The following is a 16,134-nucleotide window of genomic DNA, read 5'->3' as shown; positions in this document are numbered from 1 at the left end:
AAAACAATCGGGACTTGAGGTGACCTTCAGGTGACCTTCAAACATAACTCAGTTCAATTCCGGGTTTTTTAGTTGCTTGAGAAATTCGTTCATCAAACCATGTTTTTCAATCAAAGCAATTGCTTCGTCAATAGCTCCAGACCTATTACCCAGTGGAATCAAGTAAGGAAATTGTATGCGGTAGCAAACCCACTTTTACGTACTTCTTACATTTTCTAGACGCTACCGACTTCTTGAGCGCTTTGATTCTATTAGGGTTAGTTCCTCTTTTGTTTGTTTTTTGCTGCATAAATCCTCCTGTTGTTTTGAATCTACATATAGACGATTGAATCGTCTATATGTAGGTTTGATTCACGCTAGAAACAACAAGACGGTTGTTGCTGATTGGAAGCCAACGCGTCCGATCGCGCACGTTGGCAAAGTCGGGTAAGTTGTGGACAATGCGGGTGAGTCGTTGGAAGTCAAGCTGGGATAGCTGGACGGTCACGATTACTGCTCCTATACAGTAAGGCGTTTCTACTTTAGTAGAAGGCAAGATAAATTTGTGGCTGCTAGCTGTAGCCAGCCTTTTTTTTGTTGGTATCACTACTAATATTCTTTGACACTAGGAAGTTATTTTGCTAGAAATGTGAGAATGATATTAAAAGAATGTACTTAGATAAATGAAAATATGTTTTATAACTCTTAAAGGTTTCCGCTGTTTTGGTGATACACCAACTACTGTGAGTTATCAGATGGTATCACGGGATTTGACGGAACCAATGGTTTTGGAAAGGCCGCCTTACTTGAAGCGATTTTACGTGTATTTGGTATAATTATATATAAAGTTTTAGCTGGCTCATCCAAAGAGCTACCCGTGTGTCCTGGATAACTTCTCGCCCCTGAAATCTAAACAATAGATGAAGCTCTATGCTAATACGCTTTGGCATTGGTACGGTAGATACTTGTTCAAGAATGCATACTTGTTCATTTTATTATGGTTGTACTACCGGATGTGATATTAGCCATTAGCTATTAGCAATCCAAATTTTTACAAATGATTTAGGATTGCTATAGAGAAATTTTGTTTTTTTATAAAACTACACTTAATACTTAGTATTTCAAAGAAAAATGAAATTAGGATGAAATTTTCACGGCAACCAGTAACAGAATAATCTGCAATCCATAATTGCAAATTGGACTGAAGCCACTTGACTCTCCAGCTAATAGGAGGGTTTAAGATAAACTCAGTAATTTTTTCTGGGTGATTTTGCGAAAACACAAACCTCTGTAACGAAAAGTAAAATCTTATTAATTCGGCCTCCAGATATGATGCAGGCGCTCAATTGCAATTGCAAAGTAATTACGCTTGTTAACCCTAAACCACTAAATTAGTATTACCTAAAGAAATCCAAATTTATGGAAAGATGTTAAAAATAGCTGGGAAATTGGGAAAAATACTTGACGTTAGGTAAGACATGACCGATCTCATTCGTAATTTGGTAAGTCATGCCCTACCTACTTTCACAATTTATATTGCAATTCAATAACTCTAAATTAATAAACAAATTGAATGATTTATCAATGTATGGACACTCATGGATTTTACCGCCGACCTTTACCGTCACAACTTATTGCTTTTTCATCTTTAGAAGGCAGACAAATTTTCACAGAAGCATTAACTCTAGGAGGTATGGACAGTTACTTTGCTCTGGCTGAGCAGTTTCATACCCAGTCAGAACCTGCTTATTGCGGTCTTGGTACGCTCGTTGTTGTCCTTAACGCACTGTCCATCGATCCGGGTCGAATCTGGAAAGGTTTGTGGCGATGGTACAGTGAGGAAATACTTGATTGCTGCTTGCAATTGCGAGCAATTAAAGAACGGGGAATGACATTTGACCAATTTGTCTGTTTGGGACGTTGTAATGGAGCGAAAGTAGAGGCTTATCGTTATGATAATACAACTATCGAAGCATTTCGAGAAGCGATCGAACAAGCTGCTCGATCTCCAGAAGGGTTTCACATGGTTGTCTCTTACTCACGAGAAGTTTTAGGACAAACTGGAGATGGGCATTTTTCCCCGATAGGAGGATATCATCGAAAACGAGATTTAGTTTTAATTATGGATGTTGCTCGCTTTAAATACCCGTCACACTGGGTTCCTTTATCACTACTCTGGGATGCTCTTGCTCCTCTCGATCCGGCAACTGGAAAGCCCCGAGGTTACATTTTATTATCGAAAGAAGACGATTTTCGATCGCATTCTTCTCCAACTTGTACTGATTTTCTAGCTAATAAACAACTCAATATATTGGAAACATACATGAATATATCCCAGCCTTTTTAAGACTTTCCATTGCCAACTACTCGATCGCTAAATTTTACGCCAATCTAATTATAAAATGTTATGAGTCGTCTCATTGATACCACCCATGACCCGAACTTGCATAGTTGGGTAGAATCTGCCAATTGCAAGAACACTGATTTTCCAATTCAAAACTTACCTTTTGGTGTATTTCAACTTTCAGACAGCGCTGAACTCCCACGCATCGGTGTTGCTATTGGCGACCAAATTCTTGATTTGTTCCTATGCTTGCAGACAGGGCTTTTGCAAGAACTTCCGGAACATTTACAAGCAGCTTGCGGGAAATCTCACTTAAATCCACTTATGGAACTCGGAAGTGGGGCTTCACTCATGTTACGCCGTCACCTAAGCCAATTACTACAGTGGAACGAGCGATCGCCTGAAGCACAACAAATGCTCGTTCCCATGTCTCATGCTAAGCTTTTACTACCTGCCTCTATTGGTAATTATACTGATTTTTATGCTTCCATTTTTCATGCGACTAACGTAGGCAAGCTTTTTCGTCCGGACAACCCCCTCTTACCTAACTACAAACATATACCCATTGCTTATCACGGACGTGCCTCCTCGATTATACCAAGCGATCGAGCTATTGCACGCCCCAAGGGTCAGAGAAAAAGCCCTGAAGCACTCACCCCTAGTTTTGAAGCAACTCAAATGCTCGATTACGAACTCGAAGTTGGTTTCTTTGTAGGTGTTGGGAATGAGTTAGGACAACCCATTCCCATAGATACCGCCGAAGAACATATCTTCGGGTTGTGTTTGGTCAACGATTGGTCAGCAAGGGATATTCAGGCTTGGGAATATCAGCCCCTCGGTCCTTTTTTAGCTAAAAGCTTTGCAACGACTGTCTCTCCTTGGGTAGTGACTCTTGAAGCACTCGCACCTTTCCGAACTCCTGCTTTTAAGCGTGCTCCGGACGATCCTTTAGTGCTATCTTATCTGTCTTCCCCAGCAGATACTACAATGGGGGGTGTTGATATCGCAGTTGAAGCTTTAGTGCGATCGCTGCAAATGCGGGAGGCGGGAATAGAACCCTTCCGCCTGAGCCGTGGCTCTTTTAAAGATATGTACTGGACAATAGCACAAATGCTCACCCATCACGCGAGTAATGGTTGTAACCTCCATTCTGGCGATTTGTTAGCTAGTGGAACAGTTTCAGGTACTGCAATTGGTTCGCAAGGATGTTTGTTAGAGATAACTCAGCGTGGAGCCAATCCGGTTGAACTCCCGACAGGCGAGATGCGCTCTTTTTTGTTAAATGATGATGAAGTGATTTTGCGCGGCTACTGTGAGAAACCAGGTTTTGCTAGGATAGGTTTTGGAGAGTGTCGAGGTGCGATCTTACCTGAGTAGGGCAGAAGCTTTGCTCAATCTAAAATCCAAAATTCTCCTTCTGGGTACTCTAAACGCCAAAAAAAAGCGATAATCTAAGTTTATCATTTAGTTGCCATTCATCATGGCTCATGGCTTTTCAGATCGAGACCTGCGAGGTTGTTCCTTTAGAGGTGCTGACCTTACGGGTGCTAACTTTTTTCGTTCGGATATTCGCGGCGCAGATTTTACTAATGCTACCCTGACGGGTGCAAATTTCTGTCAGGCAAAAGCTGGCTTGCAGCCGAGTCAGGCAATGCGTTTGGTATTTATAGCAATTGTCTTGTCAGCACTCTTGGGATTGACGGCCATATTTGCTATTGTTTTTTTTGGCTGTGTACTTTTTCCTCTAGCGGTAACTCCAAGAAAAATCTTGTCAGCAACACTGGTCTCAGAATTGTTTGCTGTCTATATACTTTTTAATATTCCTCATAACTTACGGGCGGCTTTAGGAACGATCGCAGCCACTGGAGCAATCTTAGGGGTAATATTTGGCTTGACCACAGGTAACTTTGTTGGGGTGAGTGCTGGAATAGTTGCAGCAGGGATAGCTGTAGGAGTGTGTACAGTTGCGATTGCGGTTTCCATCATAGCCGCAACAATTTCTGAGATGATGTACGGAGTTATAGCCGTGTTTGCGATCGTATGTGCAACTATAGCTAGCGCCATCTTAGGTTCTGTACTGGGAGTGATACTCGGTATCCCAGTTGTTCGGTTTCTTCGTAACGATGCTATCTTATCCTTGCCAAAAGCTGAAGCTTTATCTGGAACCCTTATAGCAAGTACTTTTGGAATTGCCGCTGGTGCAATGATAGTGAGATATATAGTACGGCAAATTTTGGCAGAGGATAAAACATTTGGGTGGATGCGGAAGATTGCGATCGCTGTTCTGGTGAGATGGGGAACCAGTTTTAAGGGAGCTGATTTAACTCATGCTGATTTTGCTCATGCTACTCTAAAAAATACAGATTTTACAAATGCTACACTGACTCGCACTCACTTCCATTTGGCGCAACACCTTGAGACCGCTAAAGTTGATAATACAATTTTGTCCGATCCACACGTGAGAAATGTAGTTGTTACAAAAAGAGTTGCCAAAGAATCGTTTGCTGGTTGTAACCTCAAAGGTGCTAACCTTTTGGGTGCAGATCTCCGCAATGCCGATTTTACAGAAGCAGATCTCAGTGAAGCAACATTAGAATATGCCAATTTGGAAGGCGCAAACCTAACAAAAACGAAAGCAATCAAAGCAGATTTTCGACAGGCAAAGCTTACAGGTGTATGTTTGGAAGCATGGAAAATAGATAAAACAACTCAACTGAAAGAAGCAATTTGTGATTATGTTTATCTCACTCAAAAGCAGCTAAAACGATATCCTTTATATAGAAAATTTGTGTCCGAAGAATTTAGCCTTTGGGTAAAACAGAAGATAGACGAAGGGAGGTTACGTTAGTCAAAATACCAGATTTCTTAAAGAATGGACTATCTTACAGCCTCCCACTCTTATCTTATTTTTAAAACCGCAGAGGATATACCAGAATGGCGAAAAAAAGAGAAGTAGAGAAGTAGAGAAGAAGTTATGAATTCTACTCTAAACTTCTTTTGTCTGAGGTGAGAATTTGATTTCTTAAAGAAACCCGTTTTTCTGGATCGATTCCACTAAAAGTCGGTGGTAACCACACTCGAACTATAAGTAGTACTGCCATAACTAGTAGAAAGGCGCAAGCTGCTAAAATTTGATTCCATTCTGCCTCTAGTACTCCCCTAACAATAACTTCTCGCAAAACAGATACTATCGAAACTTCTACTGCTACACCAATAGAAACCCGTTGTTCTTGTAAGTAAATAATCAGCAGTCGAAATAACTCGACTAAAATTAATAGAAATAAAATATCTGAAGTGACCGCTTGGAAATTTAGGGGAGGCAGTAAAGAATAGAACATGGCTCGCAGCTGAATTGCCATCAAGCTAAATAAACCAATGCACAAAGAAATAACAATTAAATCTTGTACCGTTTCAAGACAACGTACAATTAGAGATCTATTTAACCATTCATATTTTATGATGAATGATTTCTTTAACAATCCTTGCATTGATTTCTCCTAAATTGTTAGTGGTTAGTCATTAGCAGCAATTAGCCATTAGCCCTTCGGGTTCGCCAGTTCCCTACGGCGGGAAACCCGCCTGCAGGACTGGACTCACCATTAGCCATTAGCCATTAGCCATTAGCAATTAGCCATTAGCCCTTCGGGTTCGCCAGTTCCCTACGGCGGGAAACCCGCCTGCAGGACTGGACTCACCATTAGCCATTAGCCATTAGCCATTAGCCATTAGCCATTTAGTATTGACTGCCTGATTTACGATGGTGTATTGCAGTCATTCCTGTAGGTTGTAGCATTTGACCATTATTGACGATCGCATAAACAAGCCAGTGATCTCCACAATCCAAACGACTGTGAACGCTACATTCCAAATAAGCAAGCGCATCACTGAGAATTGGACAACCATTTTCACTAGCTTGGGTTGCTAAACCAACAAAGCGATCTTCCCCTGGCGCAAAGGGTTGAAGGAAGTGTCGCCTCAAGTTCATACCTTCTTTAAGGATGTTCAGAACAAATTCGTCTCCCGTATGCACTATAGATTCAATGGCTCGGTCTTTAGCAACTGCAACTGTTAAACCAGGAGGATTGAAGCTAGCCTGAGTCACCCAAGAAGCTAACATTGCACTCGTGACTTCTCCACGCTTGGCAGATACTACACATAAAGAGCCAACAATTCGTCCTACCGCCTGCTCAGTTCTGTCAATTTGAGAATCACTGATGGGTTGGCGGGGAGCCCGAATTTTCTTTGCCTTTTTCAAGGCTTGGGCAAAATCGGTACCAGCTTCTTTACACTGCTGAAGAATGGTATCGCTGGGTTTAAACTTGACTCGAATGGTGTCAAAGCCAAAATGATAACCTGCATCTTGTAATTTGCTTTCAATCTCATCAACAGCTTCTCCACTCCAACCATAAGAGCCAAATACGCCCGCTAACTTGTTTTTGGCAGCAACAGAAAGCACTATACCCAAAGCAGTTTGCACTTGCGTGGGCATATGTCCTCCCAATGTAGGGGAACCAATGATAAATCCATCACATTTTTCCACAAGAGCATGAATTTCAGACGGCTCTGCTGACTCACAGTTTATTGATTCTACCGCAACACCTGCTTTTGTAATACCCTTGGCGATCGCTTGTGCTATAGTGCCTGTATTTCCATAAGCAGATGCATAAATTAGAGCGACTGTCAAGTCACGTTCCTTTTGCTGTTGACTCCACAGCCGATAGTCGTGATTGAGTCGGCTTTTGCTGTAACGTACAAGAGGACCGTGACCGGGGGCGTAGAAACTGACTGATAAAGAAGTAAATTTATTGAGTGCTATTTCCACCTGCCGAGACTGAGCAGCATGAAGACAATCATAGTAGTGCCGTCGGTCTTCGTCTAAAAGTTTCCAACCTTCATCAAAAATTTCATCACCACAAACATGAGCACCAAAAAGTTTATCACTAAAGAGAATGCGAGTAAGAGAATCGTAAGTATAAAGCTCGTCAGGCCAGCGTGAAGTTGGGACGGGAATAAATTGCAATTTATGACCCAAGCCTAAATCTAAAACCTCTTCCTCCCTAGCAACGCTAATTTTTAACTCTTTTTCTGGAAAAGCCGCACGCAACGCAACTGCGCCCGCTTTCGCACAGATAAATGTAATTTGAGGAGCTAGTTCTAACAACTCCTTTAAGGTTACACAGCGATTGGGATTCACATGACCCAAAATCACATAATCCAGTTGTGTAAATTCTAGCTGCTGCTGTAACTGCTCTAAGTAAATCTTAGTAAATGATTCTCCAGGAGGGTCTATAAGCGCCGTTTTTTCAGCTTGGATGAGATAGGAATTTGCCGTTGTACCCTTTTGTAAAGAGTATTCTACTTCAAACTTAAGTCGATCCCATGTACGAGATCTCAATATAGTAGTGCGATCGCCAATCGAAGCAACTTGAACATCACGTAATTTCATAGTGGTTAGTTGTTATTTATTAATTGTTAGTTGTTAGTAGCTAATAGCTAATAGCCATTAGCTATTAGCCATTAGCCATTAGCTACTTAGTAATGATTCCCAATCTTGCGGTGGTGAACAGCAGTGAGAGCATCGGGTTTTGAAACACGACCTACAGAGACAGTGCTGTAGACAGCCCAATGATCGCCGCAATCCAAACGGCTTTGGACTTGACACTCTATATAAGCAAGGGCATCTGCTAATATCGGACAATTATTGTTCGCAGCATAAGTTTTGATACCTGCGAAGCGATCGGCACCAGGATGGAAGCGTTGCAAAAAATGCTTCATTAATTTCTGATAGTTGTCTTCTTCTAATATGTTGAGAACAAACTGGTCGCCTACGTGTAGCAAAGACTCAATAGCACGGTCTTTAGCTACCATAACTGTTATTCCCAAGGGTTTGAAGCTAGCTTGGGCAACCCAAGAAGCTAACATCGCACTGCTAACATTTCCTTTTTGAGCAGTGAGAATATATAACCCATTACTGAGCCGTCCCAAAGCTTTTTCTAGATCGGAATTTAAGGATTTGAGTTGTTTGATGCTACGATCGCGAGACAGCCACTGTCCCATATCGGTTCCAGCTTCTTCGCACAAATGATATGTTGTTTCTGTTGGTGTTTCTTTAAGAACAATTGGCGAAAAAGCTGGATTTAAGCCCAAATCTCGAAACCTATTGAGTAGTAAATAGACAGATTCACCATCTTGACCTCCAGATTCAAATACGCCAATACATTGTTTGGACTTCGCTACAGCCAGAATAGTGCTGAGGGCTGTTTGAGCAGAAGCTGCAGAAGCACCTGAAATTGGTGGGGTTCCAATGACTAATCCACTAGCAATACTGACTAATTCTTTGACATCTTGAGGATCGGCTGATTTTAAATCCATCATTTCTACTGCTACGCCAGTTTTTGTAATACCGTGAGCAATAGCTTGTGAAAGGCGATCGCTAAACCCATAATCAGAGACATAAAAGACAGCAACAGTGGTTTCTGCTTTGGCTTGTTCTTGACTCCACTGTCGGTAGCGATTGACAAGATCGGTTAAGTTGTAATGGAGTAGGGGACCGTGACCTGTAGCAATAGTCGTCAATGCAGGTAACTCGCTCATCCGTTTGAGAGCAGATAACACCGAGCGAGCGTTTGGTCTCATCAGACAGTCGTAGTAGTATTGGAAATCTTCTTCAATGAGGGCTAAGTCTTCATCAAAGGTGTGGTCATCGCAATAGTGCATGCCAAAGGCATCACAGGTATACAAAATTTGTGTTTTGGCATCGTAAGTGAATATTGTATCAGGCCAATGCAGATTTGGTGCAATGACAAATTCCAAAATATGTCCGTTACCCAAATCCAAGCGATCGCCATTCTTCACAATTTGTTGTTTAAATGGCTGATGCAGCCAATTTTCTAGAAACTGAATTGCGACTTTTGAACCGACAACAGTGACTTGAGGCGCTAGCGCTAGTATGTCTTGGATCAATCCGCTGTGGTCTGGCTCAGTATGACTGACAATCAAATAGTCGAGTGAATTTAGGTTAACGAGCCCAGCTAAAGCATCCAGATATAACTGGCGAAACTTTTCATGAGAGGTATCAATTAAAGCTACTTTTTCGCCCTGGATCAAAAAAGAATTGTAAGTTGTGCCGTTTTGGAGACCAAACTCAATATCGAAGCGATCGCGATCCCAATCCAAGCTGCGGATTGTGATTGTATCGGGGGAAATTTCCATAGAATGTATCGTCAGTCTGCGCTGAACTCGCTCGGTCAGTGCTACCATAAGAGCCTCCGGGTGCAACTTAATATGTTGTTGTGTGTTAGATGAATTTTTATATGCTTCTGTAAAGAACTATATTTATAACTTGAAGAAATTACAATGCTATTTAAATATAATTTTTTTTTATGACTGATAGAGATAGCTTAACTGCGTAGCTTTCCTATGGTGACTGTAAGCAAAAACAATACGTGTTTCTGTCTGCGGTAAATAGATTGGGCTTGGGTTTAGCTAGTTTTAATCAAGCGTTTTTGTAAAGCAACAATTACAGCCTGAGTGCGATCGCTCACTTCTAATTTCTGTAAAATCGCGTGAATATGAACGCGCACTGTTCCTGGTGCAATGTACAACGCATGAGCGATTTCTTGATTGGTTTTTCCGACAGCTAACAGTGACAAAATTTCTTGTTCGCGCTGAGTCAGTGGATTGGAAAGCGGTGTGATGTTTTCTGGCTCAGATTGAGTGAGTTCGGCTCTCAAGAAAGAACGAATTTCTTGGGTTGCAGTTGCATCCCACCAAGAAGCACCACTCGCTACAGAACGCAGTGCTAAAACTAATTTTTCAGCAGCAATTCCTTTAAGACAGTAGCCTTGTGCGCCTGCTTCAATTAAGCGTGTAATAAGGGGTTTTTGTGAATGGGAAGTGAGAACTAAAACGGGCAGTAGGGCATTTTGCTGTTTAATCTGTCTGCAAGCTTCAATTCCCCCAATTCCTGGCAAACCCACATCTAACAGCACCACATCTAGAGAAGTTTGCTTAACTAAATCGATCGCTGTTTCACCATCTTCAGCTTCAGCGACAATCTCTAACCCTGGTTCTTGTTGCAATCGCACGCGCAAGCCCAAGCGGAAGAGTTCATCGTCCTCAACAAGCAGAATTTTAATTGGGATAGAGGACATATCACACAGTTAGAGATTGAAAGGGGTAGACAGGCAGTTTAAAAGCAAACATAGCACCATTTGGGACTCTGTTCTCTGCCCAAATTATACCTCCGTGGGCTTCAATAATTTGACGAGATAAGTAAAGCCCCAATCCCGAACCTTTGGCTTGGCGATCGCTATGCCCTTGATAAAATCGTTCAAATAAATAAGGGATCTGTGCTGGTTGAATCCCTGCACCTGTGTCCAAAATTTTCACGACTTGGTAAGAAGCTTGTCCTTCCAAGACGACTTCCACCTTTGCACCACGTCGCGAATGATTAATCGCATTCACTAAAAGATTGTTAAAAACTCGTTGCAGTTGCAGTGCATCACCCCGAACCCACAATGCCCGTCGCCAATCAGATTCACAATAATTAACCGAGAGATGAACGCGACGATTTGCGGCTAATTCAATCAAACTATTAGCCACATCTTCTGCTAAATTAGTTAAGTCTACAGGTGCTAAGTTCAGCTTTAATCCTTCAATATCGTTGCGATAGATATCTAGTAAAGTTTCTAAAAGTTGTAAGGAAGTCTTGTGACTGCGTGCCATTGTTGCTAAGACTTGTTGCTGAGTGGGTAAGACTGGACCAAATTTTGCTTGTTGAAATGCTGCGATTGTTTCAATTGCTCCTAGCAGTGGTGTTTTTAGATCGTGGGTGAGTGTAGAAGCAAAATCTTCTCTGACTTTGATTAATTCCTCTTGAGATTCTAGCTTGGCACGGGCAAGGGTAATCGCTTCTTGGGAACGACGCAACCGTTCGCTTAGTACACCAGTAACAATTAAAGCCACTGAGGCGATCGCTCTACTGGCAATTGTATATAGCTCGATCTTTTCACCCCCTGGTAAAAAAAGATTTAAAATGGTTAAGCACACAGCTAAAGTTGTTGCCTGAAAAGTTGCAATTCCCTCAAACCATAAGTTGGTCAATAATATTGGACCTGTATAAAGATAGCCAAACAAGTATTCGGTAGGTGTTCCAAACTCCATAAATATGACAGTGAGAAACAGACCTAATACAATCGTTAATTTGCTAGATTTTGAGTTTTTAGGCAAGAATTTCGCCAGAAATAGAAGCATTTAGAATATATTCTCGACCGTAAAGGTTATTGATTTTATAACAAATACTTAAATTCTTATCTTAACATAGTACTCCTAAATCAATTGTAAAACAATTTGATTGCTAATGGCTAATGGCTAATAGCTAATGGTCAAAAAGCAATTAGCTATTAGCCATTAGCAGTCCTAAATGAAATATAAGAATTTGAAATTATGGTTGCCACCTGTAGTCTCCCCAAGACATCAAGGAGACGGCATTAGCTAGGAGGGTGGATTTTCACACAAATCATTTATGATTTGTGTGACTTGCAACAATCTAAAATAACGTTTAGAAGATATCTAACCGTTCTAAACAGGAGAGATATTTAACTAAACGCTAGATATAGAAACACCTAAACGCTAAATATATAAAAATTTATATTATTTTTATATCTCCTGTCCCTTGTCTTTATTTCAAAATCAATAAATAATGTAAATAAATTGACACAAACAGCAGATTGATAAGTCTAGCCATTCCTGGAATTTGTTATGAAACATTGAACCATGTTGAATTTAACTAATATCTATTGTTTGAAATAGGTTTTGACATTCTTAATTAAAAATTACCAACTGATATAACTCATGTTACAAGGATGGATTCAAATAGGATTAACGTTACTCATTGTAGTAGCAATAACTCCCTTTTTTGGGCGATACATGGCTTTTGTATACCAAGAACAGCGCACTTTGCTCGATCCTATTTTGAACCCTGTCGAGGGAGCAATTTACTCTTGGATAGGCGTTCAAACTAAAGAGGATATGACAGGTGTTCAGTATGCAAGAGCCATCTTGTACAGTAATTTTGTTATGGGTTTTTTTGTGTTTTTGCTAATTATCAATCAAGGATGGTTGCCCCTCAATCCTACAAATCTAGGTGCGCCAACTTGGGATACAGCATTGCACACTGCCATTTCCTTTATTACCAATACCAATCAACAGCATTACTCAGGTGAAACCTACATGAGTTATGGCAGCCAAATGTTTGGGCTGGGGTTTCATATGTTTACTTCGGCAGCAACGGGGATTGCTGTAGCTATTGCCTTTATTCGTGGGTTGACTGGTAGACCATTGGGTAACTTTTATGTAGACTTAACCCGCAGTATTACAAGGGTCTTACTACCTATTTGTGTCCTAGGTGGGATTGCCTTGATGGTTGCTGGAGTACCGGAAACTTTAGCAGGACCAATTGTGTTCCCCACCTTAGAAGACCCTAACATTAGTCAAGCGATCGCTCGCGGTCCTGTGGCTCATTTTGAAATTATCAAGCAGTTAGGAGAAAATGGCGGCGGCTTTTTTGCTATCAACTCAGCACATCCTTTTGAAAATCCCAATGGGTTTTCTAACTTAATTGAGATTGTAGCAATGCTTTCTATTCCTACATCTCTAATTTACACCTATGGTTTGTTTGCTAATAACACCAAACAAAGTTGGTTAGTCTACGGTATGGTAGGTGTGATTTATGTCGCCTTTATCATCATGACTGCCATTGGTGAATATGATGGCAATCGAGCAGTAAATGGACTACTAGGAAGTACGCAACCGAACCTAGAAGGAAAAGAAGTCAGATTTGGTTGGGCGCAATCTGCATTGTTCGCTGTCAGTACAACGGGTACGATGTGCGGTGCAGTTAATAGTATGCATGACTCATTCATGCCCAATGGGGGATTTGTGACCCTGTCTAATATGTTCCTGCAAATTGTGTGGGGAGGTCAGGGTACGGGAACAGCTTACTTATTTGCCTACCTAATTTTGACAGTGTTTGTTACAGGTTTAATGGTAGGGCGTACACCAGAATTCCTTGGACGCAAAATAGAAAAGCGTGAAGTGGTACTGGCAAGTTTTCTCATTCTCTTGGTTCACCCTATCGCCATTATGATTCCTGCTGGAATAGCTTTAGCATTTCCCGACCAACTAGCAGGAATCAGCAATCCCGGCTTTCACGGCTTTGCTCAAGTCATCTATGAATACGCCTCTGCTGCAGCTAATAATGGTTCGGGATTTGAAGGCTTAGGGGATTCTCAACCCTCACCTTTGGCTCTTGCAACTGGTACGCAAACTACTGCAACTGCTTTATGGTGGAACCTGAGTGCTAGCTTCAGTCTCCTTGCTGGACGCTACATCCCAATTATCGGACTGCTCTTACTAGCGGATAGTATGTCCCGCAAACAACAAGTTCCTTTCACTACTGGAACATTGCGAACTGATACTGGATTATTTACAGGTGTAACCGCAGGTATAATTTTAATCCTTGGTGCGCTAACATTCTTCCCAGTTTTGGCATTCGGTCCCATCAGCGAAGCTTTTTGGATTGCTAAAGGTATTGGATAAGCGGTCATTGGTCTGTCTTGTTCTCCTTGTCTCCCTTGTCTTTAAGAATTTATGACAACTAACGTAGAACCATCCTCTTCACCCCGTCCCCCCCGTTCTCCTTACGGAACTCGTGACTCGCGCCGACACATACCTAAAGCAGATATGCGCTTACTTTATCAAAGAGCCATTCAAGAGTCATTTGTCAAGCTCCATCCGAGAATTGCTGTCAAAAATCCAGTGATGTTTGTGGTTTGGGTAGGGACAATTGTCACTTTTCTGGTAACTCTTGACCCGAATTTATTTGGCACTTTACAGGTGGATGTCGATCGGCAACGCCTGTTAAATGGGTTAATTACCTTAATTCTGTTTTTCACAGTTCTGTTTGCTAACTTTGCAGAAGCAGTAGCTGAAGGACGTGGTAAGGCACAAGCAGATTCTTTAAAGTCAACACGTTCCGATACTGTGGCTCGCAAAATACTGCCTGATGGTTCGATTCAGCAAGTTAATTCTACAGAATTGCGCCGAAATGATTTGGTGAAAGTCATTGCCAATGATATGATTCCTGCTGATGGTGAAGTCCTTCAAGGCATTGGTTCGGTGGATGAGTCAGCAATTACTGGGGAATCTGCTCCCGTACTCAAGCAACCAGGTACAGATATTGCAAGTTCAGTGACAGGTGGTACGCGGCTGTTATCCGACGAATTGATAATTCGCATTACAGCCGATCCCGGTCAGGGCTTTATCGATCGCATGATTTCCCTCGTAGAAGGCGCAGAACGGACGAAAACTCCTAATGAGATTGCCTTAACAGTATTGTTAGCCGTACTGACACAAGTCTTCCTAATTGTCGTGGCAACCATGCCTCCCTTTACTAGCTACATCGCTAACTTTATTAGCACAGTGTTTGGAACGGAAGCCGGAAATAGTTTGCGTGCAGGTGCGAGCGTTGCTATCTTGATTTCTCTTTTGGTGGCTTTAATACCTACAACTATCGGTGGTTTGCTCAGTGCGATCGGTATTGCTGGTATGGATAGAGTTGCCCAATTTAATGTTATTGCAACATCTGGACGAGCAGTAGAAGCCTGTGGCGACATAAATACACTTGTATTAGATAAAACAGGTACTATTACCTTGGGAAATCGGATGGCTAATGAGTTTCTCCCCGTGAATAGTTACACAGTGGCCGATGTGGCAAGAGTTGCTCTAGCCGCCAGTGTATTTGATGAAACACCCGAAGGTAGGTCAATTGTCAAACTAGCAGAAAATTCTGGTGTCAGAGTTGATTTCGACCTAAAACGTGCAGAAGGTGTGGAATTCTCAGCTAAAACCCGGATGAGCGGTACTAACTTACCCAATGGAAAGCAAGTCCGTAAAGGGGCAGTCGATGCGATTAAGGGCTTCGTCCGTTCTCGTAGCGGTCGCATTCCTGAAGATGTGGATGTAGCCTACGAGCGCGTTTCCCGATTGGGAGGTACACCTTTAGCCGTTTGTCAAGACGACCAAATTTTCGGTGTTATCTACCTCAAAGATATTGTCAAACCGGGCTTGCGGGAACGCTTTGACCAATTGCGGCGCATGGGTGTTAAGACTGTTATGCTAACAGGTGACAACCGCATTACTGCTAGTGTTATTGCAAAAGAAGCCGGAGTTGATGACTTTATAGCAGAAGCGACACCAGAAGCTAAAATTAGCGTCATTTCCTCCGAACAATCTCAAGGTAAGTTAGTGGCAATGACTGGCGATGGTACTAACGACGCACCTGCACTGGCTCAGGCTAACGTAGGTTTAGCAATGAACTCTGGTACACAAGCTGCTAAAGAAGCTGCAAACATGGTGGACTTGGATTCCGACCCCACTAAGTTAATCGATTTAGTGACGATTGGTAAACAATTACTTATTACCCGTGGGGCATTAACAACTTTCTCCATCGCCAACGATATTGCCAAGTATTTCGCCATTATTCCCACTATTTTTGCGGCGGCTGGCATTGGCGCACTGAATATTATGGGACTAAAAAGCGCTCAATCTGCCATTGTCTCGGCACTAATTTACAACGCTTTGATTATTCCCGCACTGATTCCTCTTGCACTCAAAGGAGTAAAATTCCGTCCTTTGACAGCAGACGAGCTTTTAAGACGTAACATCCTTATTTACGGTTTGGGCGGTATTATTGCACCTTTCATTGCCATCAAACTTATTGATATCATTTTACCTTTGTCTTAATTTCT

The 16,134-nt window shown here is 41.9% G+C and carries 11 protein-coding genes; 5 read left to right on the top strand and 6 right to left on the bottom strand.

The genetic code is table 11. The annotated features are described in order from the left end of the window. Positions 1-334: 334 nt before the first annotated feature. Positions 335-487 (bottom strand): hypothetical protein, encoded by a 153-nt coding sequence (locus AB0756_RS03000; RefSeq protein WP_167844580.1) that lies wholly within the window; start codon positions 485-487, stop codon positions 335-337. Positions 488-1,552: 1,065 nt separating this feature from the next. Between AB0756_RS03000 and AB0756_RS02995 the strand changes: the two genes are divergently transcribed. The 3 genes from AB0756_RS02995 (at position 1,553) to AB0756_RS02985 (ending at position 5,171) form a co-directional block, all read left to right on the top strand. After that, the gene (locus tag AB0756_RS02995; protein ID WP_237266012.1) at positions 1,553-2,326 is read left to right on the top strand and encodes a phytochelatin synthase family protein; all 774 of its coding nucleotides are present in this window, start codon (positions 1,553-1,555) and stop codon (positions 2,324-2,326) included. A gap of 60 nt (positions 2,327-2,386) precedes the next feature. After that, positions 2,387-3,700 (top strand): fumarylacetoacetase, encoded by a 1,314-nt coding sequence (gene fahA / locus AB0756_RS02990; RefSeq protein ID WP_038082582.1) that lies wholly within the window; start codon positions 2,387-2,389, stop codon positions 3,698-3,700. 103 nt (positions 3,701-3,803) lie between these two features. Then, entirely contained in the window at positions 3,804-5,171 is a 1,368-nt protein-coding gene (locus AB0756_RS02985) for a pentapeptide repeat-containing protein (RefSeq protein ID WP_050046495.1), read from the top strand. 133 nt (positions 5,172-5,304) lie between these two features. Here AB0756_RS02985 and AB0756_RS02980 read toward each other — a convergent pair whose 3' ends face one another. The 5 genes from AB0756_RS02980 to AB0756_RS02960 all read right to left on the bottom strand — a co-directional run bounded on the left by AB0756_RS02980 (position 5,305) and on the right by AB0756_RS02960 (position 11,578). Further along, positions 5,305-5,811 carry a phosphate-starvation-inducible PsiE family protein gene (locus AB0756_RS02980; protein ID WP_050046494.1) on the bottom strand — a complete coding sequence of 169 codons (507 nt, stop codon included), beginning with the start codon at positions 5,809-5,811 and terminating at the stop codon, positions 5,305-5,307. A 245-nt stretch (positions 5,812-6,056) separates the two neighbouring features. Further along, entirely contained in the window at positions 6,057-7,769 is a 1,713-nt protein-coding gene (locus tag AB0756_RS02975) for a diflavin flavoprotein (RefSeq protein WP_038082581.1), read from the bottom strand. Positions 7,770-7,855: 86 nt separating this feature from the next. Further along, the gene (locus AB0756_RS02970) at positions 7,856-9,583 is read right to left on the bottom strand and encodes a diflavin flavoprotein (protein WP_038082580.1); all 1,728 of its coding nucleotides are present in this window, start codon (positions 9,581-9,583) and stop codon (positions 7,856-7,858) included. 221 nt (positions 9,584-9,804) lie between these two features. After that, a complete protein-coding gene (locus AB0756_RS02965; protein ID WP_038082579.1) occupies positions 9,805-10,476 on the bottom strand; it encodes a response regulator transcription factor in 672 nt (223 codons plus the stop codon). Position 10,477: 1 nt separating this feature from the next. Continuing rightward, positions 10,478-11,578 carry a sensor histidine kinase gene (locus tag AB0756_RS02960; RefSeq protein ID WP_038082578.1) on the bottom strand — a complete coding sequence of 367 codons (1,101 nt, stop codon included), beginning with the start codon at positions 11,576-11,578 and terminating at the stop codon, positions 10,478-10,480. A gap of 600 nt (positions 11,579-12,178) precedes the next feature. On the opposite strand from AB0756_RS02960, the gene kdpA reads away from it, so the two are divergent. Together kdpA and kdpB are read left to right on the top strand one after the other, a co-directional pair. Further along, on the top strand, positions 12,179-13,924 hold the full coding sequence (gene kdpA / locus AB0756_RS02955; protein WP_038082577.1) for a potassium-transporting ATPase subunit KdpA: 1,746 nt from the start codon (positions 12,179-12,181) through the stop codon (positions 13,922-13,924). Between the two features lie 51 nt (positions 13,925-13,975). Further along, the gene (kdpB, locus tag AB0756_RS02950; protein ID WP_202048683.1) at positions 13,976-16,129 is read left to right on the top strand and encodes a potassium-transporting ATPase subunit KdpB; all 2,154 of its coding nucleotides are present in this window, start codon (positions 13,976-13,978) and stop codon (positions 16,127-16,129) included. Positions 16,130-16,134: the final 5 nt, after the last annotated feature.

It is taken from the genome of Tolypothrix campylonemoides VB511288_2, assembly GCF_045999855.1.
Taxonomy (GTDB): domain Bacteria; phylum Cyanobacteriota; class Cyanobacteriia; order Cyanobacteriales; family Nostocaceae; genus Scytonema; species Scytonema bouteillei_A.
This window is presented reverse-complemented; position numbering and strand designations above follow the sequence as displayed.

What these genes read in the sequence shown, in the direction of transcription:
- AB0756_RS02995 (WP_237266012.1), top strand. Translation starts at nt 1,553, where the DNA reads ATGATTTATCAATGTATGGACACTCATGGATTTTACCGCCGACCTTTA.
- fahA (WP_038082582.1), top strand. Translation starts at nt 2,387, where the DNA reads ATGAGTCGTCTCATTGATACCACCCATGACCCGAACTTGCATAGTTGG.
- AB0756_RS02985 (WP_050046495.1), top strand. Translation starts at nt 3,804, where the DNA reads ATGGCTCATGGCTTTTCAGATCGAGACCTGCGAGGTTGTTCCTTTAGA.
- AB0756_RS02980 (WP_050046494.1), bottom strand. Translation starts at nt 5,811, where the DNA reads ATGCAAGGATTGTTAAAGAAATCATTCATCATAAAATATGAATGGTTA.
- AB0756_RS02975 (WP_038082581.1), bottom strand. Translation starts at nt 7,769, where the DNA reads ATGAAATTACGTGATGTTCAAGTTGCTTCGATTGGCGATCGCACTACT.
- AB0756_RS02970 (WP_038082580.1), bottom strand. Translation starts at nt 9,583, where the DNA reads ATGGTAGCACTGACCGAGCGAGTTCAGCGCAGACTGACGATACATTCT.
- AB0756_RS02965 (WP_038082579.1), bottom strand. Translation starts at nt 10,476, where the DNA reads ATGTCCTCTATCCCAATTAAAATTCTGCTTGTTGAGGACGATGAACTC.
- AB0756_RS02960 (WP_038082578.1), bottom strand. Translation starts at nt 11,578, where the DNA reads ATGCTTCTATTTCTGGCGAAATTCTTGCCTAAAAACTCAAAATCTAGC.
- kdpA (WP_038082577.1), top strand. Translation starts at nt 12,179, where the DNA reads ATGTTACAAGGATGGATTCAAATAGGATTAACGTTACTCATTGTAGTA.
- kdpB (WP_202048683.1), top strand. Translation starts at nt 13,976, where the DNA reads ATGACAACTAACGTAGAACCATCCTCTTCACCCCGTCCCCCCCGTTCT.